Source organism: Glutamicibacter sp. (assembly GCF_032154645.1).
In the GTDB taxonomy this organism is placed as follows: Bacteria; Actinomycetota; Actinomycetes; order Actinomycetales; family Micrococcaceae; genus Glutamicibacter.
The window spans coordinates 62,097-83,985 of record NZ_JALDXV010000013.1 but is presented as its reverse complement, the minus strand read 5'-3'; the positions used below and the strand labels follow the sequence as shown (position 1 = coordinate 83,985).

19 protein-coding genes are annotated in these 21,889 nt (G+C 59.1%); 16 read left to right on the top strand and 3 right to left on the bottom strand.

Annotation, left to right across the window (positions count from 1 at the left end; translation table 11 throughout):
- Positions 1-45: 45 nt before the first annotated feature.
- Positions 46-405, bottom strand: coding sequence for a hypothetical protein (locus RUH64_RS11810; protein WP_313813575.1), 360 nt, complete (start codon positions 403-405; stop codon positions 46-48).
- A gap of 235 nt (positions 406-640) precedes the next feature.
- Between RUH64_RS11810 and RUH64_RS11805 the strand changes: the two genes are divergently transcribed.
- The 13 genes from RUH64_RS11805 (at position 641) to secA (ending at position 17,826) form a co-directional block, all read left to right on the top strand.
- On the top strand, positions 641-2,278 hold the full coding sequence (locus tag RUH64_RS11805) for an ABC transporter substrate-binding protein (RefSeq protein WP_313813574.1): 1,638 nt from the start codon (positions 641-643) through the stop codon (positions 2,276-2,278).
- Between the two features lie 134 nt (positions 2,279-2,412).
- A complete protein-coding gene (locus RUH64_RS11800; RefSeq protein ID WP_396276012.1) occupies positions 2,413-3,510 on the top strand; it encodes an ABC transporter permease in 1,098 nt (365 codons plus the stop codon).
- Between the two features lie 2 nt (positions 3,511-3,512).
- Positions 3,513-4,490, top strand: a complete 978-nt coding sequence (locus RUH64_RS11795; protein WP_313813572.1) for an ABC transporter permease — start codon at positions 3,513-3,515, stop codon at positions 4,488-4,490.
- Positions 4,487-6,175 (top strand): ABC transporter ATP-binding protein, encoded by a 1,689-nt coding sequence (locus RUH64_RS11790; protein ID WP_313813571.1) that lies wholly within the window; start codon positions 4,487-4,489, stop codon positions 6,173-6,175. The genes RUH64_RS11795 and RUH64_RS11790 overlap by 4 nt, the downstream gene beginning before the upstream one ends.
- A gap of 140 nt (positions 6,176-6,315) precedes the next feature.
- Positions 6,316-6,699, top strand: coding sequence for a chorismate mutase (locus RUH64_RS11785; RefSeq protein WP_313813570.1), 384 nt, complete (start codon positions 6,316-6,318; stop codon positions 6,697-6,699).
- Positions 6,692-7,765 (top strand): hypothetical protein, encoded by a 1,074-nt coding sequence (locus tag RUH64_RS11780; protein ID WP_313813569.1) that lies wholly within the window; start codon positions 6,692-6,694, stop codon positions 7,763-7,765. The genes RUH64_RS11785 and RUH64_RS11780 overlap by 8 nt, the downstream gene beginning before the upstream one ends.
- Before the next feature lie 190 nt (positions 7,766-7,955).
- Positions 7,956-8,636, top strand: a complete 681-nt coding sequence (mtrA, locus tag RUH64_RS11775) for an MtrAB system response regulator MtrA (RefSeq protein WP_313813568.1) — start codon at positions 7,956-7,958, stop codon at positions 8,634-8,636.
- Positions 8,633-10,435, top strand: a complete 1,803-nt coding sequence (mtrB, locus tag RUH64_RS11770) for an MtrAB system histidine kinase MtrB (RefSeq protein ID WP_313813566.1) — start codon at positions 8,633-8,635, stop codon at positions 10,433-10,435. The genes mtrA and mtrB overlap by 4 nt, the downstream gene beginning before the upstream one ends.
- Complete coding sequence (locus RUH64_RS11765) at positions 10,435-12,138, top strand: LpqB family beta-propeller domain-containing protein (RefSeq protein ID WP_313813565.1); 1,704 nt, start codon at positions 10,435-10,437, stop codon at positions 12,136-12,138. The genes mtrB and RUH64_RS11765 overlap by 1 nt, the downstream gene beginning before the upstream one ends.
- 58 nt (positions 12,139-12,196) lie before the next feature.
- Entirely contained in the window at positions 12,197-12,985 is a 789-nt protein-coding gene (locus RUH64_RS11760) for a hypothetical protein (protein ID WP_313813563.1), read from the top strand.
- Positions 12,986-13,153: 168 nt separating this feature from the next.
- Positions 13,154-13,852 (top strand): ribosome hibernation-promoting factor, HPF/YfiA family, encoded by a 699-nt coding sequence (gene hpf / locus RUH64_RS11755; protein WP_313813561.1) that lies wholly within the window; start codon positions 13,154-13,156, stop codon positions 13,850-13,852.
- Between the two features lie 134 nt (positions 13,853-13,986).
- Entirely contained in the window at positions 13,987-15,039 is a 1,053-nt protein-coding gene (locus RUH64_RS11750; protein WP_313813559.1) for a DNA glycosylase AlkZ-like family protein, read from the top strand.
- A gap of 132 nt (positions 15,040-15,171) precedes the next feature.
- On the top strand, positions 15,172-17,826 hold the full coding sequence (gene secA, locus RUH64_RS11745; protein ID WP_313813558.1) for a preprotein translocase subunit SecA: 2,655 nt from the start codon (positions 15,172-15,174) through the stop codon (positions 17,824-17,826).
- Here secA and RUH64_RS11740 read toward each other — a convergent pair.
- Positions 17,823-18,359, bottom strand: a complete 537-nt coding sequence (locus RUH64_RS11740) for an Rv3235 family protein (protein WP_313813557.1) — start codon at positions 18,357-18,359, stop codon at positions 17,823-17,825. The genes secA and RUH64_RS11740 overlap by 4 nt on opposite strands.
- A 72-nt stretch (positions 18,360-18,431) precedes the next feature.
- The gene (locus RUH64_RS11735) at positions 18,432-19,169 is read right to left on the bottom strand and encodes a LysM peptidoglycan-binding domain-containing protein (RefSeq protein ID WP_313813556.1); all 738 of its coding nucleotides are present in this window, start codon (positions 19,167-19,169) and stop codon (positions 18,432-18,434) included.
- 108 nt (positions 19,170-19,277) lie between these two features.
- On the opposite strand from RUH64_RS11735, the gene RUH64_RS11730 reads away from it, so the two are divergent.
- The 3 genes from RUH64_RS11730 (at position 19,278) to RUH64_RS11720 (ending at position 21,834) form a co-directional block, all read left to right on the top strand.
- Positions 19,278-19,838: a hypothetical protein gene (locus tag RUH64_RS11730; protein WP_313813554.1), complete on the top strand. Its 561-nt coding sequence runs from the start codon at positions 19,278-19,280 to the stop codon at positions 19,836-19,838.
- A 230-nt stretch (positions 19,839-20,068) separates the two neighbouring features.
- The gene (locus RUH64_RS11725) at positions 20,069-20,590 is read left to right on the top strand and encodes a hypothetical protein (RefSeq protein WP_313813553.1); all 522 of its coding nucleotides are present in this window, start codon (positions 20,069-20,071) and stop codon (positions 20,588-20,590) included.
- Complete coding sequence (locus tag RUH64_RS11720; protein ID WP_313813552.1) at positions 20,587-21,834, top strand: chromosome partitioning protein; 1,248 nt, start codon at positions 20,587-20,589, stop codon at positions 21,832-21,834. Before RUH64_RS11725 ends, RUH64_RS11720 begins: the two co-directional genes overlap by 4 nt.
- Positions 21,835-21,889: the final 55 nt, after the last annotated feature.

The following is a 21,889-nucleotide window of genomic DNA, read 5'->3' as shown; positions in this document are numbered from 1 at the left end:
ATTCGGAATATTCTCTCTTCCGAATCCGTGGTTGATCACGCTGTATTAGTCTTCGTCGACGATGCCGAACATCCGCGCTGAAATATCTTGGTACTCCACCCGGGTCTTTCCCGCCTCAAGTTTTGGCAGCTGAGCGGGGGAGTGGATGTTGCAATGCACAAAATCGAAGGTGGGCCACCACTTCTTCGGACGCTCGTAGTCTTCGGCGCCGCAGACCTCGCACACCAGATGGATCCACACGGGACGCTTGCCGGTGCGATTAGAGCGAGACTGCGCCAACCATGCAGGGGGATTTGCGTTCAATTCTCGAAAATCAGCCTCGCTGATCTTTCCTGGAATGCCGTGCTTCTTAGCCATTTCTAGGGGAATATCCAACGCAATGGCGGCGTCTCTACGTGTCATCATTACCTCTAAGCCTAGTTGACCGGTTGAGTCAACTACCAGTGCTGTCCGGCAGCATCACCCTGAGAGGTTGAACTCGTGATGCAGAACACCGATTCTGGGCGCTTTAGCCATCGGGAATGCGATTCAAATCACGAAAGCATTAGTCATTAGTGGCTTCGATCACATACTCTTATGTGAAGCATGTGTTATCCATCACCAGTACAAACATGCTCACGGATTATTTAAGGATCACTCAATGACTCGCAAAAAGAACGGGCTGCGACTCGCCGCAGCCGTTTTGGGTATCTCCGCACTCGCACTGACCGGCTGCACCTCTGCCGCTCCAAGCGGGAGCGAAGGCGACGGTTCAAATGGCGATGCAGCAAGCGCGCCCATCACCTTGGGCACCACCGACAAGGTCACCTCGCTGGACCCGGCCGGTTCCTACGACAACGGTTCATTCATGGTCATGAACCAGATCTTCCCGTTCCTGCTCAACTCCGAGCCGGGAAGCCCCGATCCGTCAAACGACCTGGCGGAATCTGCAGAATTTACCTCGCCCACCGAGTACACCGTCAAGCTCAAGTCGGGTTTGAAGTGGGCCAATGGCCATGACCTCGACTCAAAGGACGTCAAGTTCACCTTCGACCGCCAGCTGAAGATTGCCGACCCCAACGGCCCGTCGTCGCTGCTGGGCAACGTGAAGTCCATCGAGACACCCGATGCCAGCACCGTGGTCTTCAAGCTCAAGGTCCCCAACGACCAGACCTTCCCACAGGTGCTCACCTCGCCCGTCGGCCCCATCGTCGATGACGAAGTATTCCCCGCCGACAAGGTTCTGGACGATTCGGAAATCGTCTCCTCCAAGGCCTTCGGCGGCCAGTATGTGATCGACTCGTACAACAAGAACAGCCTGATCTCCTTCTCTGCCAACGACGCATATGCGGGTCTGCTCGGCCCGGCGGCCAACAAGTCGGCGGCCATCAAGTACTACGCCGATGCAAACAACATGAAGTTGGATATCCAGCAGGGCAACATCGACGTCGCATGGCGTTCGCTGACCCCTACCGATATTCAAGACTTGGAAGGCCAGGAAAACCTGACGGTCCACAAGGGGCCGGGCGGCGAGCTGCGCTACATCGTCTTCAACTTCGACACCATGCCATATGGTGCAAAGACCGCTGACGCCGACGAGAAGAAGGCACTGGCGGTTCGTCAGGCGGCCGCAGACCTGATCGACCGCCAGGCAATTGCCACCGAGGTCTACAAAGACACCTACACCCCTGCCTATTCCTACGTGCCCCAGGGCTTCACCGGCGCGATTGAGCCGCTGAAGGACATGTACGGCACCGATGGAAAGCCTGATGCGGCCAAAGCCAAGAAGGCCCTGGAAGATGCGGGAGTTCAAACACCTGTCAACCTACCGCTGCAGTACAACCCAGACCACTACGGTCCAAACTCGGGCGACGAGTACGCAATGATCCAGAAGCAGCTGGAAGCCGACGGCTTGTTCAAGGTGGACCTGAAGTCCACCGAATGGGTCACCTATCAGAAGCAGCGCGTCACCGACTACCCTGCCTACCAATTGGGTTGGTTCCCCGACTACTCGGATGCCGACAACTTCCTGTCGCCGTTCTTCGCCAAGGACAACTTCCTGTCGAATAACTACGACAACCCGGCTGTCGACAAGCTCATTGCTGCCCAGCGCGGCATGACCGATCCGGCAAAGCGCACCAAGGCCATCGAAGAACTGCAGACGATGGTCGCCAAGGATCTGTCGACCCTCCCACTGCTGCAGGGTGCCCAGGTTGCGGTTGCAGGAAAGGACGTCAACGGCGTCGACAAGACCTTGGACGCATCGTTCAAGTTCCGCCTGGGTGTTCTGAGCAAGTAGCCATCCGCTACATGAGCTAATTCCCAGATTTCCAGGGGGTTCGCGGTCCCGATCAATCCAGATCGGCGGCCGCGAATCCCCTAAATCTGCGCCCTGAAGCGGCGCACCAAGCCTCAGATTTGCAAGTTTAAGGATTGACGATGACCATCACGTCACCCCCGGGCCAAGTGTCCAGCCCGCTGGCGGCACCCAAGCCAGCCAAGCAAAAAGGCGGAGGCTTCCTCCGCTACCTGATCACGCGGTTCCTGCTGATCATCCCTACCGTGTTCATCCTCATCACGGTTGTTTTCTTCCTCATGCGCATCACCGGCGACCCGATCACCGCGGCCCTGGGTGGACGGCTGACCCCGGATCAGCTGGCGGCCCGTATCCACGAAGCCGGCTACGACAGACCGTTAATCCTTCAGTACTTCGAGTACCTGGGCAACATCTTCACCGGTGATTTGGGCCGGACCCTCACCGACAACCGCGCGGTGTCTGAAATTCTCACCACCTATGGAGCGGCAACCCTGGAGCTGGCGATCAACGCCTTGATCGTTGCACTGATCATCGGCATCCCGCTGGGGCTTGTGGCCGCGAAGTTCCGCGACCGCTACCCGGATGCTGTACTGCGCGTGCTGGCCATCCTGTCCTACGCCACCCCGGTATTCTTCGCCGGCCTGCTGCTCAAGCTGGTCTTCGGAGTCTGGCTGCCCTGGCTGCCCATCGCCGGCCGCGCCGACTGGCAGACCGAGCTGCAGCTGACGAGCCTGCAGGCCCCGAGCGGAATCTACTGGCTCGATGCATTGCGCAGCGGCAATATGGAAGCCTTCGGCAACGTCATGGAACACGCAATCCTCCCCGCCGTCGCCCTCGGCTTGCTGACCGGCGGCGTATTCCTGCGCCTGGTGCGTACCAACGCCATCGGCACCCTCGGCCGTGAATACGTCGAGGCCGGTCGCTCGCGCGGCGTCAGCGAATTCCGACTGACCACCAAGCACGCCTACCGCCCGGCACTGATCCCGATCATCACCGTGATGGGTATGCAGATCGCCATGCTGCTCGGCGGCGCCGTGTTGACCGAGACCACCTTCGAGTGGAAGGGACTGGGCTTTAAGCTTGCCGAATACCTGACCGCCCGAGACTTCGTCGCGGTGCAGGGCATCGTGGTGCTCCTGGCAATCATCGTGGCAATCACCAATTTCATCGTTGACATCCTGGCCGCTTTGATCGACCCGAGAGTCAGGTACTAGCCATGAGCACAGCAACACTATCCAAGGCAAACAGCAGCTGGCTCTCCAAGCTGCCCATCGTCTCCCACCTGCGCATGTCCTCCGGACTGCAGCGCGGAATGCTCGTTACGGGTCTGATCCTCAGCGTGCTCTTCGTGATCTGCGCGGTGTTCGCACCATTGATTGCACCCTTCGGCTTCGCCCAGTCATCGGACGCCGCTGGAGATTTCCCGCGCCAGGCGGCTCCCGGCGGGCAGTTCATCTGGGGCACTACGGCCAGTGGTTATGACGTTTTCTCTCGCACCGTATTCGGCGCCCAGACCGCTATCCTGGTCATCATCGCGGCCGTGGTGATGTCCCTGTTCGTGGGCGTCTTGCTCGGCCTGCTCTCCGGCTACCTCGGCGGCTGGTTCGACCGGATCATGGTGGTGCTCGCGGACGCGATCTACGCCTTCCCTTCGCTGCTGCTGGCCATCGTGATGTCCATCGTGATCTCCCACGGCCAGTCATCGCTTTTCGGCGGTGTCATGGCGGCCGCCATCTCCATCACCGTGGTGTTCATCCCGCAGTATTTCCGAGTGGTGCGCGCCGAGGTGATGCGCCTGAAGGCCGAGCCTTTTGTGGAGTCCGCCCAGGTGATCGGCTCTAGCCTGTGGCGGGTCATGTTCACCCACCTGCTGCGCAACGCCACCCGTACCCTGCCGCTGATCTTCACGCTGAACGCCACCGAGGCGCTGCTGACCCTTGCCGGCCTGGGCTTCCTGGGATTCGGCATCGAGCCGACCAGCGCCTCGGAGTGGGGCTATGACCTGAACCGAGCCATGTCGGATGCCACCAGCGGGATCTGGTGGACGGGTATGTTCCCGGGCCTTGCCATCGTGCTGACGGTGCTGGGGCTGACCCTGGTCGGCGAATCGATGAACGACCTGAACGATCCGCGTTTGCGCCGCTTCAGCCGCAAAAAGGCAAAGCGCATCACCCAGTCAGGAGGCCGGGCATGAGCAAGGACATAACTGTAAAAGAAGAAATCGCCGATGTTCTGCGCATCGAGGACCTGAACATCGACTTTGTCACCGATGCAGGCGCGGTCCCGGCGGTGCGCGGCGTCGACCTTGAGGTCAAAGCCGGAGAAATTCTTGCCATCGTCGGCGAATCGGGATCCGGCAAGTCGGTCACCGCCCGTACCGCGTTGGGGATTCTCGCCGAAAACGGAGCAAGCCGCGGTGCGGTCTACCTGAATGGCAAGAACATGCTGACCCTTCACGGGTCCGAGCTGCGCGAGGTGCGCGGCAAGGACGTCGCCATGGTCTTCCAGGAACCGTCCACCGCTTTGAACCCGGTCTTTACCGTGGGATGGCAGATCATGGAGGGCATCCGCGCCCATTCGAAGGTCTCCAAGAAGGAGGCCAAGGCCCGCGCTATCGAGGCCATGGCGCAGGTTGGCATCCCGGATCCCGAACAGCGCGTAGATTATTACCCTCATCAGTTCTCCGGCGGCCAGAAGCAGCGCGTCGTCATTGCGGCGGCGTTGGCGCTCAAACCCGAATTGATCGTCGCAGATGAACCGACCACAGCACTCGACGTGACGGTGCAGGCGGAAATCCTGGCTCTGCTGCGCGAGCTGCGCAGCGAACTGGGCACCGCGATCGTGATAATCACCCACAACATGGGTGTGGTGGCGGACATAGCCGACCGGGTGATCGTGATGAACCAGGGAAAGATCGTGGAGCAGGCACCGGTGCTGCAGCTGTTCGAGCAGCCGCAGGAGGACTACACCCGCTCCCTGCTGGCAGCAGTTCCACACCTGGGCCGTGAAAGCGCATCGGAGGGATTGGAAGAACGTCCTACGGCAGGGGCGGAGGTATTGGTGGAAGCCAAGGACCTCGTCGTCCATTTCCCGGGACGCATGGGTTCTCCCGGATTTACCGCGGTGAACGGTGTGGATTTGAAGATTCACGCCGGCGAGGTCTACGGGCTGGTGGGGGAGTCGGGTTCCGGAAAGACTACCATCGGCCGCACCATCGCCGGGTTGAACAAGATGACCAGCGGATCGCTGAACGTCCTGGGCTACGAAATGGCGAGCTTCAAGGAACGCAGCTTCAAGCCGCTGCGCGAGCAGATCGGTTTCGTATTCCAAGATCCCGCGGCAAGCTTCAACCCACACCTGACCATCGGTGAATGTGTGGCCGAACCCTTGATGGTGCACCGCGCGCTGGGAGCCTCGGCGACCAGGACGAAGGTGGGCGAACTGCTTGAAGCTGTGCAGCTGCCAGCTGGATTCGCCGACCGCTACCCGCACGAGCTTTCAGGCGGCCAGCGCCAACGAGCATCGCTGGCCCGCGCACTGGCATTGGAACCGAAGCTGTTGATTGCCGACGAGCCGACCAGCGCATTGGACGTTTCGGTGCAGGCCAGGGTACTCGAACTCTTCCGGGAGCTGCAGCGCGAACTTGGCTTTGCCGCCCTGTTCGTCTCCCACGACCTCGCAGTGGTGGACCAGCTCTCCACCTGGGTGGGCGTGCTCTTCCGCGGCACACTGCTTGAGGAAGGATTGGGGTCGAAGGTCTTGGCGAATCCAAAACATGAGTACACCCAGCGGCTGATCGCTTCCCTCCCGGTGCCGGATCCACGCGAACAAGCCCAGCGCCGTGCACGGATTGAAGAACTGAACAAGCAGTCCTTCTAGCTGACACCGGCGGCTGGACCCATCGCCCGCGATGATAGGAATTTTTCTTCGGAAACTTCCTATCACGCGGGCGATAGGCATTTAAGTGCCCGGCGTCACCTTCTGGGTCAACTGCTGGTTGACCACGTAAACTACAAAACATGAGCGAGCCGAACCCTAAAGAATCAACACAGTCCTTCGACCCGCGCCAGAGCTCACTGCAGGGCGAGGTCCAGCAGGAAGTGCTCGATGAGCTGTTCGCCATCCGCGGGAGCATCGATAACTTCGACGCGCAGCTGGTGTACCTGCTGGCCGAACGCTTCAAGGCGACTCAGCGAGTTGGACATCTGAAGGCAGCACACCAGCTGCCGCCAAGCGACCCGAATCGCGAGAAGGCCCAGATCGAACGCCTGCGCAACCTCGCGCACGAGGCGCACCTCGATCCAGAATTCGCCGAGAAGTTCTTGAACTTCATCATTTCCGAGGTCATCCGGCATCACCAGAACATCTCTGACTCGCACAAGTCACATGGTGCAGATGCCTGATACGAGTGCTATCGCGGAGTCTGCCGCCCAGCGCAGGGACGTCCACGCCACCGCGTTCTGCCAATTTCCCGGCACCGACCCGGTGGAGATCCACCGGGTGATCCGCGGCGAACTGGGCGAGCCCAATCTTGCGGTCTTTCCGCAGCTTCCCGACCGCGGCGTCGGAGCCGACCCGCTGGGACGCAGCGCCGCGATGATTGCGGAGATGGGATTCGATCTGCAGCCGCATGGCTGGCGCATTGCCGTCCCGGATGGAATCGACGCCCGTCGTGCGCGCAGCCTGCTGCGCAGCGATGAAAACCTCCTAGCGGATATCGCCGGTGCGGAAAAGACGGCGCCCACCCGCTTGAAGAGCACCGTGCTCGGCCCATACAGCCTGGTAGCGGGCGTCTACCTGAACAACGGCGAACGCGTGCTCAGCGATTTCGGCGCCCGAAGGGACGTCATCGAAGCCTATGCACACGGGGTAGCAGCGCAGCTGCAACGCCTTGCCCACATCACCCCCATCGAACACTTCACGGTGCAGCTCGATGAACCACTGCTGCCAGCGGTGCTTGACGGCCAGATCCCCACCGCCAGCGGATACCGGACCTTGAGGTCGGTGCCGCGCAACGAGGTCAGGGCCGGCTATCAGCAGTTCATCCGGGTGCTCGGCGCGGCGCTGGGAGACCAGTCACTGCGTCTAGCGGTCAATCTGCCGGCCGCCGATACCGGCTTGTCCGAGCGCATCCAACTGCTGCATCAGGCCGGGATGGCTGGTTGGGTGATCGATCCGATGAACCTCGGCCATCGCGAATGGGAAAGCATCGCAGGACTTGTCGAGGATGACTGCCAAATTTTTCTCCAGGTGTTGGAGCCGGGCGGAAAGGCGCCGGGGGTGGTCGACGGGGTGAAGACGATCCTGCGCCCATGGCGCCAACTGGGGTTGAGCCTTGAAAAACTCGGCCAGCTCACGCTCATGCCGCGCGGCAGTTTCGCACGGTCTTCAGCGGCCCAGGTGGTGGACTGCTTGGGGCATGTCACCGGCTACGCCCAGGCGCTGGAGCAGACCCGCATCGACGCCTAACTGGGGTTTGCCTGCTAAACGGAGGAATTTGCGCCAGTCTCTAAGCATCTTCATGGCAGCGTCATGTATCTTAGGAATATCGGCGATCGAAGGATGAGGAACATCATCTTCAGAAGGTTGGTTGACGAGGATCTTCACCTTGTCGGGCAGCCCCGTACGCGCCGTGCACAAAGTTTCAGGGGGAAATTGGATGAAGGCACGAATTCTGGTCGTTGATGATGACGAGGCGTTGTCAGAGATGATCGGCATCGTCTTGCAAAATGACGGCTTCGAAGCGTCGTTTTGCTATAACGGCTCCGGCGCCTTGGAAGCATTCCGCGAATCAAATCCCGATCTAGTACTGCTTGACCTGATGCTGCCGGGTATCGACGGCATCGAGGTATGCAAGCAGATCCGAGCCGAGTCCGATGTTCCCGTGGTCATGTTGACCGCTAAGTCGGACACCGCCGACGTGGTGCGCGGGCTTGAATCCGGGGCGGACGACTATGTCCCGAAGCCATTTAAGCCAGCTGAACTGGTGGCTCGTGTGCGCGCACGGTTGCGCCCGAACGAAACCCACGCAGCAGAAACCCTTCAGGTTGGAGAGGTCAGCATAGACGTGGCGGGCCATCGGGTCACCCGCTCCGGCCAGGTCGTTTCGCTGACCCCGTTGGAATTCGACCTGTTGGTCACCATGGCCCGCAAGCCTTGGCAGGTCTTCTCCCGCGAACAGCTGCTGGAAGCCGTCTGGGGCTACCGGCACGCCGCGGATACCAGGCTGGTCAATGTCCACGTGCAGCGGCTGCGCTCGAAGATTGAGGTCGATCCGGAAAAGCCTGCGATCATTCAGACCGTCCGCGGCGTCGGTTATAAGGCTGGATCGGCAAGTTGAGCAACCACGCCCCGGCCGGAGGAGAGCTGTTACCGGTCGATGTGCGTGTCAACGATCTCCCTCAGGTATCGCGCTTCTACCGCATCAAGCACTGGATCCAGCGTCCGATCAATCTGCTGCGCAATCGGTGGCAGCGCCACCTGATGTACCGAACCGTCATTTCGACGCTGCTGTTTACCTCGCTGGCCCTGCTGGCGGCCGGGGCATTCCTGTCCAATCAGATCGCCTCCACGCTTTTTCAGGAGCGCTTCAACCAGATTGAAAAGGAATCCGAACGCGGCCTGACCCAGGCGCGCTCGATCCTTGAATCCGCCTCCACCACCGACAGGGCGTCCACCCAGGCGCTGGTGAACTCCACCCTTGCCACCCTTGAGGGCGATGGCGCCACGGTCATCCGCGACTTCGTGCTGATGCCCATCGCCGGAGATGAAAACCTCTATGTCGGGCCCATGGCCTCAGGATCGCTCACGCCCCGCATCATCCCCGCGGATCTTGCCGAACGGGTGGCGGCGGAGCAGGGGATCTTCTGGCGTTCCATCCAGCTCTCGGCCGACGGGGACAAGAACCCAGGATTGATCATCGGCACCAAGGTATTGATCCCGCCGGGTCGAGAATACGGGCTGTACCTTGTCTACGACCTGAGCAGCGTGCAGGAAACCCTGGCCTTCATCAACCGCGCCATGACCTTCACCGGCATGGTGCTGCTGCTCGTGGTCGGCTTCGTCGCCTGGTCGGTAGCGCGCACCGTGGTCCGCCCCGTGGCCGACGCCGCCTATGTCTCCGAACGCATCGCCGCCGGCGACCTGGACCGGCGCATGAAGGTCTCGGGCCGCGACGAGGTGGCGCGACTGGGCACCGCCTTCAACCACATGGCCGCCTCCCTGCAGGAGCAGATCACCGCGCTGAACAACCTCTCGGCAATGCAGCAGCGCTTCGTCTCCGACGTCTCCCACGAACTGCGCACCCCGCTGACCACCGTGCGCATGGCGGCCGAGCTGATCCACGACGCCCGCGAAAACTTCGACCCGCTCACCGCCCGCTCGGCCGAGCTGATGTACAACCAGATCGAACGCTTCCAGAACCTGCTCAACGACCTGCTGGAAGTCTCGCGGTTCGACGCCGGCGTGGCCGCACTGGATCGGGAATCCACCGACCTGAACGTCATCGTGGGCAAGGTGATCGTCACCGCGACGCCGGTGGCAGACGACTACGGTTCGATCATCCGACTCAACGCCCCCACCGAGGGCTGCGTGGCTGAAATCGACCCGCGGCGCGTGGAACGAGTGATCCGCAACCTCGTGCTCAACGCCGTCGAGCACGGCGAAGCCAAGCCCATCGACGTGACGGTGGCGGGCGACGAATCAGCGGTGGCGGTCACGGTGCGCGACTACGGCATCGGCATGTCCGAGGAATCCTGCAAGCACGTCTTCGACCGGTTCTGGCGTGCAGATCCCGCCCGCGCCCGCACCACCGGCGGCTCGGGTCTGGGCCTGTCCATCGCCATGGAAGACACCAGGCTGCACGAGGGCAGGCTGGAGGCCTGGGGCAAGATCGGCGAGGGTTCGGTCTTCCGCCTGACCCTACCGCGCACCGCAGCGGACACCATCGACTCTTCGCCGCTGCCGCTGGAGCCGACCGCCGCGGCCAACCCGGTGGCCAGCGGAACCGACAGCTTCCCGTTGACCGGCGAGGTGCCGAAGATCGGCTTTACCCCGCTGGTGCTGGCCGATGAAGATGCCGACGACGACGTGACCGACCCCGGGGCACCAGGCACCGCCGCCAGCGCACAGGAGAACTAATGCGACGCTCACTGCTTCGAACACTGGCCCTGCTGCTGGGACTCATGCTTACCGCCACCGGCTGCGCATCGATCCCGCGCTCCTCTCAGGTGCAGCAGTTCGACGTCGACGCCGACGGCAGCGAACAGGACACCTACAGCTACACCGCCGATGGCCCGGTGGACGGGGCCGATGCGCGCAGCATCGTTGACGGCTTCGTCGCCGCCGGCCGATCGGTGTCCGAGGACTATGCGGTGGCCCGCGAATTCCTGACCCCCGAGCTGAAGCAGAAATGGCGCGGGGACACCAACACGCTGATCTATGAAGCTGTCAACGTGGTCAACGGGGCCGATGCGAACCAGTACACCATTCAGCTTGAAATCATCGGCGACGTCGATGCCAACGGCGTGCGCACCATGTATCCGGACCATTCAACCAGGGCGGTGGACGTCGTGGTGTCAAAGGTCGAGGACCAATGGCGGATCTCCGATGCCCCCAACGGCACCATGCTTGAAGCATCCACGTTCAACAAGATCTTCTCCGCGCAGACCCTGTATTTCTACAACAACAGCCACAAGTACCTCGTCCCGGACATCCGCTGGTTCGCCACCGGCAGCGGCACCGCCACCTCCATGGTGCAGGCGCTGCTGAAGGGCCCTGCGCCATACCTGCAAAATGCTGTGGTCTCCGCCTTCACCTCGGCCGGTTCGCTGGTGCGCTCGGCGGTTCCGGTGCGCGACGGCACCGCGACCGTTGATCTGGACTCGGCCACCTTCCAAGACGCTAACGATGAAACCCTGCTGCTCATGGACCAGCAGCTGGAAGCAACGCTCACGACGCTGAAGAACGTCACCGACGTGAAGATGCTGCAGAACGAGAAGGAGCTGACCCTGGTCGACCAGGGTGCCACCATCGACGCGGCGGAGATCAACCCGAGCACGCCGGATACCCTGATCGGGGTGTCAAAGGATGCGCTGGTCTACGTCAAGGGCCGTTCGATCATTCCGGTGGGCGGGCTGCCAGATGTTTCAGCCTTCAAACCCCGTGAACCGGCCATGTCGCCGGTGGGCAACCGCTACTCCTTCCTGAACAAGTCGCGCACCCAGATGTGGACCATCGGGGAGGACGGAAAGTTGAGCCTCGCACTACAGGGGCATGAGCTGATTCAACCGTCGATGGACCTTGCAGGTTGGACCTGGACCGCCGACAACACGGCGAAAAACCCGATCCATGCGGTTCCCAATGACGTTGAAAACCAGGGCGAGGGACGTCCGATCAACGTGTCGTGGTTGGAAAATGCGAAAATTGATTCCCTGCGGATTTCCCGCGACGGATCACGGGCGTTGATCGTTGCCACCAAGAATTCGAACACCACCGTCTACGTTGCAGGAGTCATCCGCGACGCGGATGGCGTGCCGCGCGGGCTGACCAAGTCGCCGATGAAGATGTATCCACAGGTGCCGGTGAACACCGCTGTTTGGGACTCCGACCGTTCGATCATCGTCGCCGGTCTGAGCGGCAACGAGCAGGTAGCCCCGGTGAAGATGAGCCTGAGCGGCGGCAGCGAACCATTCCAAGTGCTGTTGGGAATGATCGGGATTACCGCCGGAATCGGCGATCAGCGAGCGGTCTACGCAGAAACGGTTGATCAGCTCTTCACCCGAGTCGGCAACTCATGGCACGTACTTGATGACTTCGCAAGGGACATCTCCTACCCAGGCTGATCTGCACACTCGGTCGGCATCCTGCACTTTCACGGCCTCGGCGCAGGCACCATGGAGCATGAGTACCAATGGCCGAATGCTGCGCATCATCGACGAGCTGATCCTCACCGAGCCCCTCGGGTGGATCGGGCACAGCCTCATGGAGACCGCGAACCTCGTGATGCCAGCAAGCTGTGCAGTGTGTTCGCGTGCCGATGCGAGGCTGTGCACTAGGTGCTGCCACGCGTTGCACGAACAGTTGAGCCTGCCGCCGCTGCCTGAGGGGCAGCAGCGTTATCTTGAGCTGCCATGGCAGCAACGGCAGATCCCGGTGGCCGCGAGCGGGATATATGCAAATGAGCTGGCGCGCGCAATTCTGGCCTACAAGGACCATCAACGATATTTTCTTCGACACCTGCTGGCTCCTTACCTTGCTGCTTCGCTGAATATGATGCTGGTGCCGCAACCCTCAGACTGTCGCACCTTGTTGGTACCAATGCCCAGTTCGCTGAAGGCAAGTGGCAAACGAGGCTATCTTCCGGTTCAGTCGCTGCTGCGCACCGCCCAAAATAATGGGATGCTGGCCGCCGGCTACAGAGTCACACCGCTGCTGCACTACAGCCCGGGCCAGCTGTTGTCCGGGGCGCAGAAGAGTAAGTCGGGTTCGGACCGGCGAGGACGAAAGATCAGGTTCATTGCCGAGCCTCCGCCAAGACCAGGCCAGCCCATCGTGCTCGTTGACGATGTGATGACCACCGGGTCGACGCTGCGAAATGCGGCGGTGTCTTGTGACCTTGCAGGCTTTGAGGTGCTTGGAGCGGTAGTGCTCGCGCTGACCAAAGGACCGTCGGAAAGTCACGCGTTCTGATTACGCTCAACGCGATATGAAATCTAGCTGAAGGGCATATGAAACTTCGTCGCCGTGGCCTAAAGTGAAGTATGGGTTGCATCCCAGAGATGCAGCGAAAGCCCATCTTCAGTTCGGAGGCGTAACTCCGTAACTGTTGTGTCACCCGACTCTATTTTGGAGGACACCATGGAGCTGAACTACAGCGGACGTAACATCACCATTTCCGATCGTTTCCGTGAGTATGTTGACGAGAAAATCACCAAGGTCGACCAGCTGGCATCAAAGGTCCAGCGCATCGATGTGAAGGTCGTCAAGGAAGCTCATGCCCGTGATCAGAGCACAGCACTCTCCGTGGAATTGACGGTAGTCGGACGTGGGCCGGCAATCCGAGCCGAAGCTCGCGGGGCCGACAAATTTGCAGCTTTTGATGTCGCCTTCGCGAAGCTCCTCGAGCGCCTGCGCAAAGCCCGTGACAAGCGCAAGGTTCACCGTGGAAACCACACCCCGGTGGCAGTTCATCAGGCCACCAGCTCACTGCCGGTAGTACCTGCAGAGAAGTCTCTGGTTGAAGAGACCCTCGCAGCACAGGCAGCCAGTGAAGCTGCAGAGGCCGAGGTAAACCGTGAGTACTCACCGGTGGTCATCCGCCGCAAGTCATTCCCTGCCGAGGTCATGAGCGTCGACGACGCAGTGGATCGCATGGAGCTCGTCGGACACCCGTTCTACCTGTTCATCGATGAATCAACGGGGGCCCATGCGGTGGTCTATGGGCGCACCCAGTATCAGTACGGTGTCATCACCCTTGACGCGTCGCTCAGCGCCGATGAAGTTTCAACCACTGAAACCCGCGGCTACCGCGACAAGGCCATGGCAAACGAGGGCTAGTCATTAGCACCTTGACTTCATCGGGCGGTCAACGCACCCTCAGCCTGTCTCAGGCTCGTAGGGCGGCGTTGGCCGCTCAGTCTTTGTCTAGGGCACGCTCGGCTGATCCGGTGACACCGCGCAAGATCAATTCGATGTTGGACTCAATTGCTCAACTGCAGATCGACTCAATCAACGTGGTCAGCCGGGCCCACTACATGCCGTTGTTTGCCAGATTGGGCAGCTACGATACCAGCGTTCTTGACGGTCTGGTATCGAAAAAACGCGGTCAGACAACCGAGTATTGGGCGCACGAAGCTAGTTATGTGCGCAGTGAATTGGTTCCGGACCTGATGAGCTGGCAGCGTCGTCGATGGATTGACCGCTCGGATCAGTTCGAAGCCGAGCATCATGACCTGGTTGAAAGGATCCTCGATTACCTTGCGAAGCATCCGGGGACCACCGCACGTGAACTGAGCAGTGTCCTGAATGTGGCGTCAGTTGCCGAGAAAACTAACTGGGGATGGAACTGGAACGACACCAAATTTGTCACCGAATCCCTCTTTGCCCAGGGGCGGATCCTTTCCCTCGGCCGCAGCACCCAATTTGAACGGCGCTTCGCTCTTGCCAGCGACGTATTGCACGTCAATGCTCAACCGTCGAGATCAACTGATGCACTGTCGCGGCTGATCCTGCGCTCATTGAAATCTCAGGGGGTGGGCACTGCACACTGCGTAGCAGAGTACTTCAGATTGCCTCAGTCCGAAGTCGTCGCCCAACTGAATGACTTGGTCGGAGCCGAGAAAGTTGAAGCAGTGAGCGTGCGGGGAATTCAGCAGCAGTGCTACCGGCTTCCGGGCACGGTGATCCCACGGAAAATTGATCAGGATTTGCGGCTCTTGGCGCCCTTTGATTCGATGGTATTCAACCGCCGCAGGCTTCAGATGTTCTTCGATTTCAACTATCGGGTCGAAATCTACGTTCCCCGCGAGAAGCGCCGCTATGGCTATTACGTCTTCCCAATTTTGCTCGGCGAGAAATTCGTAGGCCGCATTGACTTGAAGGCCGACCGCCAAAGTGGTGCACTCCGAGTACTGTCTGTGCACTTCGAGCAGGAGCCAACCGATGAAATTAACTGCAAACTTGCGCAGGAATTGGCTCGCATGGCCCAATGGCTGGGGCTGGAGCGTGTAGAGCATAAACTGTGAGTCATCTGTTCATCGGGTTTTTGTTGTCCCTAAGAACAATGTCAGGGGAGAGGAAATAGCCGTGCCGGCTGTTTTCCTCACGTAGACTAAATACGCCAGATTTACTGCGCTTGAGATATTGGGAGCTACCACGTGGCATCATTGTTAGAACGTATTCTGCGTACCGGCGATAAGAAGACCCTCAAGGTCCTTCGAAAGTACGCCGACACGATCAATACGTTGGAAGACGAGATTCGCGGCCTATCCGATGAGGAACTGAAGTCTGAAACCGACAAGTTCCGCGCTCGGTTGGCCGACGGCGAATCGCTTGATGCTCTGCTCCCGGAAGCCTTTGCGGTAGTCCGAGAAGCCGCCGATCGCGTGCTGGGCATGCGCCACTTTGATGTACAGCTCATGGGTGGTGCAGCACTGCACCTGGGCAATATTGCTGAAATGCGAACCGGTGAGGGTAAAACCCTCGTTGCTACCGCCCCTGCCTACCTCAATGCACTGTCCGGCAAGGGCGTGCACGTGGTCACCACTAATGACTTCCTCGCCCAGTACCAGTCTGACCTCATGGGACGCGTTTTCCGATTCCTTGGTCTTAGTTGCGGCTGCATCTTGGCCAACATGGACCCGGCCGTGCGCCGTAAGCAGTACGCCGCCGACATCACCTACGGCACCAATAACGAGTTCGGTTTCGACTACCTGCGCGACAACATGGCCTGGAGCAAGGACGAATTGGTCCAGCGCGGTCACAACTTCGTCATTGTCGATGAGGTTGACTCCATCCTCATCGACGAGGCCCGAACACCACTGATCATTTCCGGTCAGGCGTCGGGCGATGTAAACCGCTGGTACGTTGAATTTGCAAAGATCGTCTCAAAGCTGAACCGTGAAGACGACTACGAAGTTGATGAGAAGAAGCGCACCGTTGGCGTGCTCGAATCAGGCATCGAAAAAGTTGAGGACTACCTCGGCATCGACAACCTCTACGAGGCGACCAACACCCCGCTGATCGGATTCTTGAACAACGCGATCAAGGCCAAGGAACTGTTCAAAAAGGACAAGGATTACGTCGTGGTCAACGGCGAAGTCATGATCGTCGACGAGCACACCGGCCGTGCACTTGAGGGCCGCCGTTACTCTGAAGGCATGCACCAGGCAATTGAAGCCAAGGAACATGTAACGATCAAGGCCGAAAATCAGACCCTGGCAACCATTACGCTGCAGAACTACTTCCGCATGTACGACAAGATTTCTGGCATGACCGGTACCGCCGTAACCGAGGCAGCAGAATTCCATGGCACCTACAAGCTCGGCGTCGTCGAAATTCCGACGAACCGACCTGCCATCCGCCAGGATCAGGCAGACCTGATCTACAAGAACGAAATTGCCAAGTTCAACGCCGTTGTCGAAGACATCGAGGCGCGTCACAAGACCGGTCAGCCGATCCTAGTCGGCACCACCAGCGTGGAGAAGAGCGAATACCTCTCCCGCCTGCTGGCGAAAAAGGGCATCCGTCACGAGGTGCTCAATGCAAAGCAGCATGCTCGCGAGGCTGCCGTGGTGGCTATGGCCGGTCGTAAGAACGGCGTTACCGTGTCCACCAATATGGCGGGACGCGGTACCGACATCATGCTCGGTGGCAACGCCGAATTCCTTGCAGTGGCGGAAATGGAACGCCGGGGAATCGACGCTGAGAACCATCCAGAAGAGTACAACAAGCTGTGGGATGAGGTCTTTGCCCAGGCAAAAAAGACCGTGGCAGACGAGGCAGTGGAGGTCGCAGAGCTCGGCGGCTTGTATGTACTGGGCACCGAACGCCACGAGTCGCGCCGTATCGACAACCAGTTGCGTGGTCGTGCCGGACGCCAGGGCGACCCCGGCGAATCGCGTTTCTACCTGTCGATGACCGACGACTTGATGCGCCGCTTCAACTCTGGAATGGCCGAGCGCATCATGAACAATCCGTCGATGCCAGACGATGTTGCGCTGGAATCCAAGATGGTCTCCCGAGCAATTGAGTCCGCGCAGGCACAGGTTGAAGGCGTCAACGCTGAACAGCGCAAGAACGTGCTGAAGTACGATGACGTGATGAACCGCCAGCGTGAAGCTATCTACACCGACCGCCGTGCCATCTTGGAAGGAAACGACCTTGAAGAAAAGGTCGGGCATTTCCTTGAGGACGTGGTTAAGGCGATGGTTCTCGAAGCAACACAGGTCGGCAACCCAGACGACTGGGACCTCAAGCAATTGTGGCTGAACCTCAAGCAGCTGTACCCCATTGGCATCACTCAGAACGAAGTAATTGAAGAAGCCGGGGGACTTGGCCACGTGACCGCCGAGTTCCTTGAGCGTGAAATCCTCTCCGATGCCCAGTACCAATACGAACTGCGCGAAAACCAGATTGGATCGGGGGTCTTGCGCGATTTGGAACGCCGCGTCGTGCTCTCCACCATCGGCCGCAAGTGGCAAGAACACCTCTACGAGATGGATTACCTCAAGGAAGGCATTGGATTGCGGGCCATGGCGCAGCGCGATCCTCTGGTCGAGTACCAGCGTGAAGGCTTCACCATGTTCCAAACGATGATGGAAGGCATTCGCGAAGAGAGCATCGGTACGTTGTTCAACCTGGAAGTTCCAACAGGATCCGAAGAGGCGAGCCAAGCGGCACCAGCAGCTCCGGCACCGGCAACGAACCTGCAGTACACAGGGCCGGACGAGGAAGGCCACGCAAGCACCACACGTGAGCAGGCCTCGAACTCGCAGAAGAAGAACAAGAAGAAGGCGAAGAACAAGCGCTAAAGCATTTCTAAGCCGGTAACCTGCCACCGTCCGTGCCATGGTTCTATTCGTAGGGCCACGGCACGGACGCGGTATTTAAAGCCAAGGATGACAGTGCATTCCCACGCCCCACCAAGTGTGGCACGCAAGCGCATTGACTGAACCTGGCCATGGGTGGTGCCAGGCTCGGGGGCGAGTTTGTAGCCGTCTGTTTCAAGCAAAGCCTGATTGCGTAGTTTGCAGATGCAGTCATTGGACATGATGAATTTGAGTTGAGTAACGCTGCGGTAACCGGCAATAATTTCAAAGACTGCACGGGAAACGGCGTGCGAAAGTCGGACAACGCTCAACTTTTCCGGCAATGTTTGGCCGCATCGGTGGAAAATGTAGTCCATAGAAGTCGCAATACAAGCCGGTGAGCGAGTCTCATGTCGGCCCTGAACAAAAATGTTCCTGCATCGCTGACTGCCGTCGTGCTGCAGTAAATCCGGAGGCACTGACCCTTCGGCGGGAAGCGAATGGACGAGATCACGGAAACTGGTGTCGGTGCTCATTGGTTGTGCTCCTAAAAATTGTTGGTGATGACGAGGACCCGGTGCGTTTGAGCCTGTCCAGTGGGCCGGTGGCTAGACCAGTCGTGGGATCTTCAGCACTATGCCCAGTTCCAGGCGGTCTGGATCGGGGCCGATGGCCCGTTTATTGAGTTCGTAGATTTTCGGCCAGAAAGTTGAAATTTCCGCGATGGTGGCTTGCCTGCCCAACTGCGATTCAGCGATGTTCCACAGTGTGTCGCCGTGGCGGACAATGACTTCTTGCTCCACATCTTTCGGTGCCTTTCGCGGAGTTTGAGGTGTGCCAAGCACACGGGGCAATTGAACGGGCAGCGGCTGTGCGCTCCATCGAGGGGTGGGCAGCTGCGTCATGGAATTCGGTGTGCTTTGCTGTCCTTGCTCGGTGGCAGGGTTGAAGGCTGCCGAAACTGCGGGCGCCGGGGGTGGGTCCGCTGCAGCGTGTGCCATCGAAGAACTGGCAAGCACAATTGAGGTTCCCAACGCAGTACCCACGACACCTTGTGTCAGGGCAGGCGCCCAACGGTGCGCCAGCTGCAGCAATCTGATCCGCTGATGGTGGACAGCCCAGCGGAGCAGTGCGACCAGGGCTACTTTTAGAATCGCCAGAAGGCAGAGGACTGCCGAAGCGTATGCGAGCAAAACCAGCATGCTGTCTATTACCGAGATTTCTGGGTTGAATTTCGGATGGGAGTCGACAATCCAGAGCACGATGCCGGCGATGGTCACTGAAATGCAGACAGCAAGAATGACTGCTATGAAGAGTTTCCGCCGCAGGATCACTGTAATACTCATTTCAGAAAATTTGATGTGATTTGATGCACTTAGGTACACATGGTGACACTTAAATGAATTTTAGGGAAGAGGGTTTCATCAAAAACATTTGACTCGTACAGTTGGCTCATGCGTTGGGATTCGCTCTTCGATGATTTGGAATCACAGTTCCACGGTGAATTCGCTGCGCAATTCCGCGATGAAGTCACGCAGAATATCAGGGCGGAACAAGCAGTTGAGACGTGGGCCGAGCGGCTCGAAAAACTCATAAGCCACGAACTGCGGCTACGTTTGGGACCGGGTTTAGACATACTGGGGGTCCTCGGGCCACTGGGTGACAGCTATCTATGCTTCGAAACCGATCAAGCAGATTGGCTGATCAGCTATCGGTCCATCCGCAGTCTTAGCGTTCCTTCGGGCCGTGAGCAAGCTAGGAGATGTCGGATGGGTCGCCCGAAAATCAAATTCTCGACGTTGCTGCGAAGCCTGATGCGAGATCGATCCAGGATTCAGCTATTCGACGATAGCGGCGCAGCAATTGCTGAAGGAACACTGAGCCAGGTGGGAGCGGACTTCTTGGTGCTTCTGATACATCCTCGTGACGAGTTCGCCAGAGCATCGTCGGTTACTGAACAAACGATGGTACCGCTCAGCGCCGTTGCCTGGGTGATCCTCCCCAAGGGCTTCTAGTCCACAGATTTTCTAATAGTCTTTCGCGCCGAAATAAGTTGTCGTAGGCTCACCTCAAATGCATCCACATTTTGGAGGTGTCCGTTGTGCTCAGTGAACAACATTCCAAGGATTCTCATCCGAATGTCGCAGCGCGAGTCAAACGTCCCAGTTGGAAGGATCCAAGGCTTGCCCTCGGCGCGGCGTTGATCACCGCCTCCGTGATTGGCACCGTTTACCTGGTGCGGGGGATGAACGAAACAACTTTGGTTTACGTTGCAGCGACGAACATCACCCTTGGTGAGCAGCTCACGCACGAGAACCTCAAAACAAGGGAAGTACAACTGGGAGACTCGCTGGGCCATTACCTCGCGGTCGATGACGACGATCTGGGACAGGCAAGGGCCAACACCTTCATCGAGGAGGGCGAGCTGATTGCCCAAACTTCGATTACCACAAGCCAACTGGGATCTCGTAGACCGGTAAACGTTGAATTGCCCTCAGGACTGAGCGAAGCAATTACACCGGGAAGCTTTGTTGACGTCTGGGTTGCCAAGCGGCAAAGAGGCGGAGCGACCTATGGCGTACCGGAAAAACTGGCCTCAATGGTGGAGGTGTCAGCGCGGGTGAATCACACCGGCAGCATCGTTGGTGACAACGGATCAAATCTGGAATTGCTGGTTGAGTCGGACGACCTTGAAACCTTCCTACAGTCGTTGGCCAATGATTCAAGAATCACGGTGATCTACAATCCGGCCGGGGACCAACAATGAGCCTGACGGTAGTGGTCCTAGGGCGAGAAGAGAAGCTGGTTCGCGAGATTGAAAGCTATCGTGGTGAACTGATCGTCATCCGCATCTGCGACGAACCTGCAGAGGCCATTGCGGTGTGCACCGTCGAATCTGTCGACGTTTTACTGGTTGCCGAGCGCCGCCTGCTGCCTCCAATGGAGCAGATCGACAACCTCAGAATGCAGCGCACCATAGTCGTTCTGCGAGACAGGGAAGCGACAGGCGAGAATGCTACGCCGGGGCTCCTGGAAGTAGCCGATTCAATGTCGATGATTGAGCTGGAAGCATCGATCCTGCAGGAACAGCGCGGCATGGAGGCGTATTCGGAGTTGGCCCCGGAGAGTGGAAACACATCCTTTGGCGCCGAGGGTCGGCAGCCGGGAAGGATCATCTGTTTTTGGGGTGCCGCAGGTTCTCCGGGACGCAGTACGGTCGCATTGAACTATGCGGCTGAAGCAGCCGTCGCAGGTCAATCTGTCGTGATCCTCGATGCCGACACCTATGCGGCGTCAATTGCCATCCAACTGGGAATGATCGATGAATCGGCATCCATCGCACAGATTTGCAGAGTCGTTGACGGCAATGCCAAGGACGCCGCGAGGTTGAACGCCGCATGCATGGCGGTAGAAGTCGGCGATGGCTCAATGCTGGTGGCCACGGGGATACCGCGGGCCAGCCGGTGGCCGGAAGTGCGTGCAGCGGCGCTGCGCCGGGCAGTGCAGATCTTGCGCTCCCACCATGCTCTGGTGGTCGTGGACGTCGCGCCCTACATCGAGCTTGATGAACAGCTCACCTTTGACACCATGGCGCCGCAGCGCAATGCGGTGACGGTTGAAATGCTGCGGTGCGCCGATGAGGTAATGATGGTGGTGGCAGCCGACAGTGTGGGACTTCCGCGGGCCATTAGGGCTCTTGATGAACTTGAAGATCGAGTGCCTGGAATTGAGGTAAAGATCGTATTTAACAAGCTTGGTGTAGCGAACTCCGGGCGCAGTCCTCGGCGCCGAGTGATGGAGGCTTGGGAACGCTTTGGGCCAACGCACTTAGTCGTTGGTTCCTTGCCCAATGACAATGAGGTCTGTAGTGCTGCAATCTTGGCAGGAAGCCCACTGTTGGAAATTGCTCCAAAAAGTTCATTACGCTCCTCAATTCAGCAATTAGCTGGCATAAAATCCACGGATTCGACCCGAAAGGGAGCGAGTCGTCGATTTGAGCGGAGCCGGTGAACAACGAGTCTTTGAAAACATGTAATGTGGATAAAACTATAGGCTCGCAACGGCG

Excerpts from the sequence above, each read along its gene's own strand:
- RUH64_RS11750 (WP_313813559.1), top strand. The coding sequence starts at position 13,987 with ATGTTGGACTCAATTGCTCAACTGCAGATCGACTCAATCAACGTGGTC.
- RUH64_RS11760 (WP_313813563.1), top strand. The coding sequence starts at position 12,197 with ATGAGTACCAATGGCCGAATGCTGCGCATCATCGACGAGCTGATCCTC.
- RUH64_RS11785 (WP_313813570.1), top strand. The coding sequence starts at position 6,316 with ATGAGCGAGCCGAACCCTAAAGAATCAACACAGTCCTTCGACCCGCGC.
- RUH64_RS11780 (WP_313813569.1), top strand. The coding sequence starts at position 6,692 with ATGCCTGATACGAGTGCTATCGCGGAGTCTGCCGCCCAGCGCAGGGAC.
- RUH64_RS11765 (WP_313813565.1), top strand. The coding sequence starts at position 10,435 with ATGCGACGCTCACTGCTTCGAACACTGGCCCTGCTGCTGGGACTCATG.
- mtrA (WP_313813568.1), top strand. The coding sequence starts at position 7,956 with ATGAAGGCACGAATTCTGGTCGTTGATGATGACGAGGCGTTGTCAGAG.
- RUH64_RS11795 (WP_313813572.1), top strand. The coding sequence starts at position 3,513 with ATGAGCACAGCAACACTATCCAAGGCAAACAGCAGCTGGCTCTCCAAG.
- RUH64_RS11790 (WP_313813571.1), top strand. The coding sequence starts at position 4,487 with ATGAGCAAGGACATAACTGTAAAAGAAGAAATCGCCGATGTTCTGCGC.
- RUH64_RS11725 (WP_313813553.1), top strand. The coding sequence starts at position 20,069 with ATGAACGAAACAACTTTGGTTTACGTTGCAGCGACGAACATCACCCTT.
- RUH64_RS11720 (WP_313813552.1), top strand. The coding sequence starts at position 20,587 with ATGAGCCTGACGGTAGTGGTCCTAGGGCGAGAAGAGAAGCTGGTTCGC.
- RUH64_RS11810 (WP_313813575.1), bottom strand. The coding sequence starts at position 405 with ATGATGACACGTAGAGACGCCGCCATTGCGTTGGATATTCCCCTAGAA.
- RUH64_RS11805 (WP_313813574.1), top strand. The coding sequence starts at position 641 with ATGACTCGCAAAAAGAACGGGCTGCGACTCGCCGCAGCCGTTTTGGGT.
- hpf (WP_313813561.1), top strand. The coding sequence starts at position 13,154 with ATGGAGCTGAACTACAGCGGACGTAACATCACCATTTCCGATCGTTTC.
- RUH64_RS11740 (WP_313813557.1), bottom strand. The coding sequence starts at position 18,359 with ATGAGCACCGACACCAGTTTCCGTGATCTCGTCCATTCGCTTCCCGCC.
- RUH64_RS11730 (WP_313813554.1), top strand. The coding sequence starts at position 19,278 with ATGCGTTGGGATTCGCTCTTCGATGATTTGGAATCACAGTTCCACGGT.
- RUH64_RS11735 (WP_313813556.1), bottom strand. The coding sequence starts at position 19,169 with ATGAGTATTACAGTGATCCTGCGGCGGAAACTCTTCATAGCAGTCATT.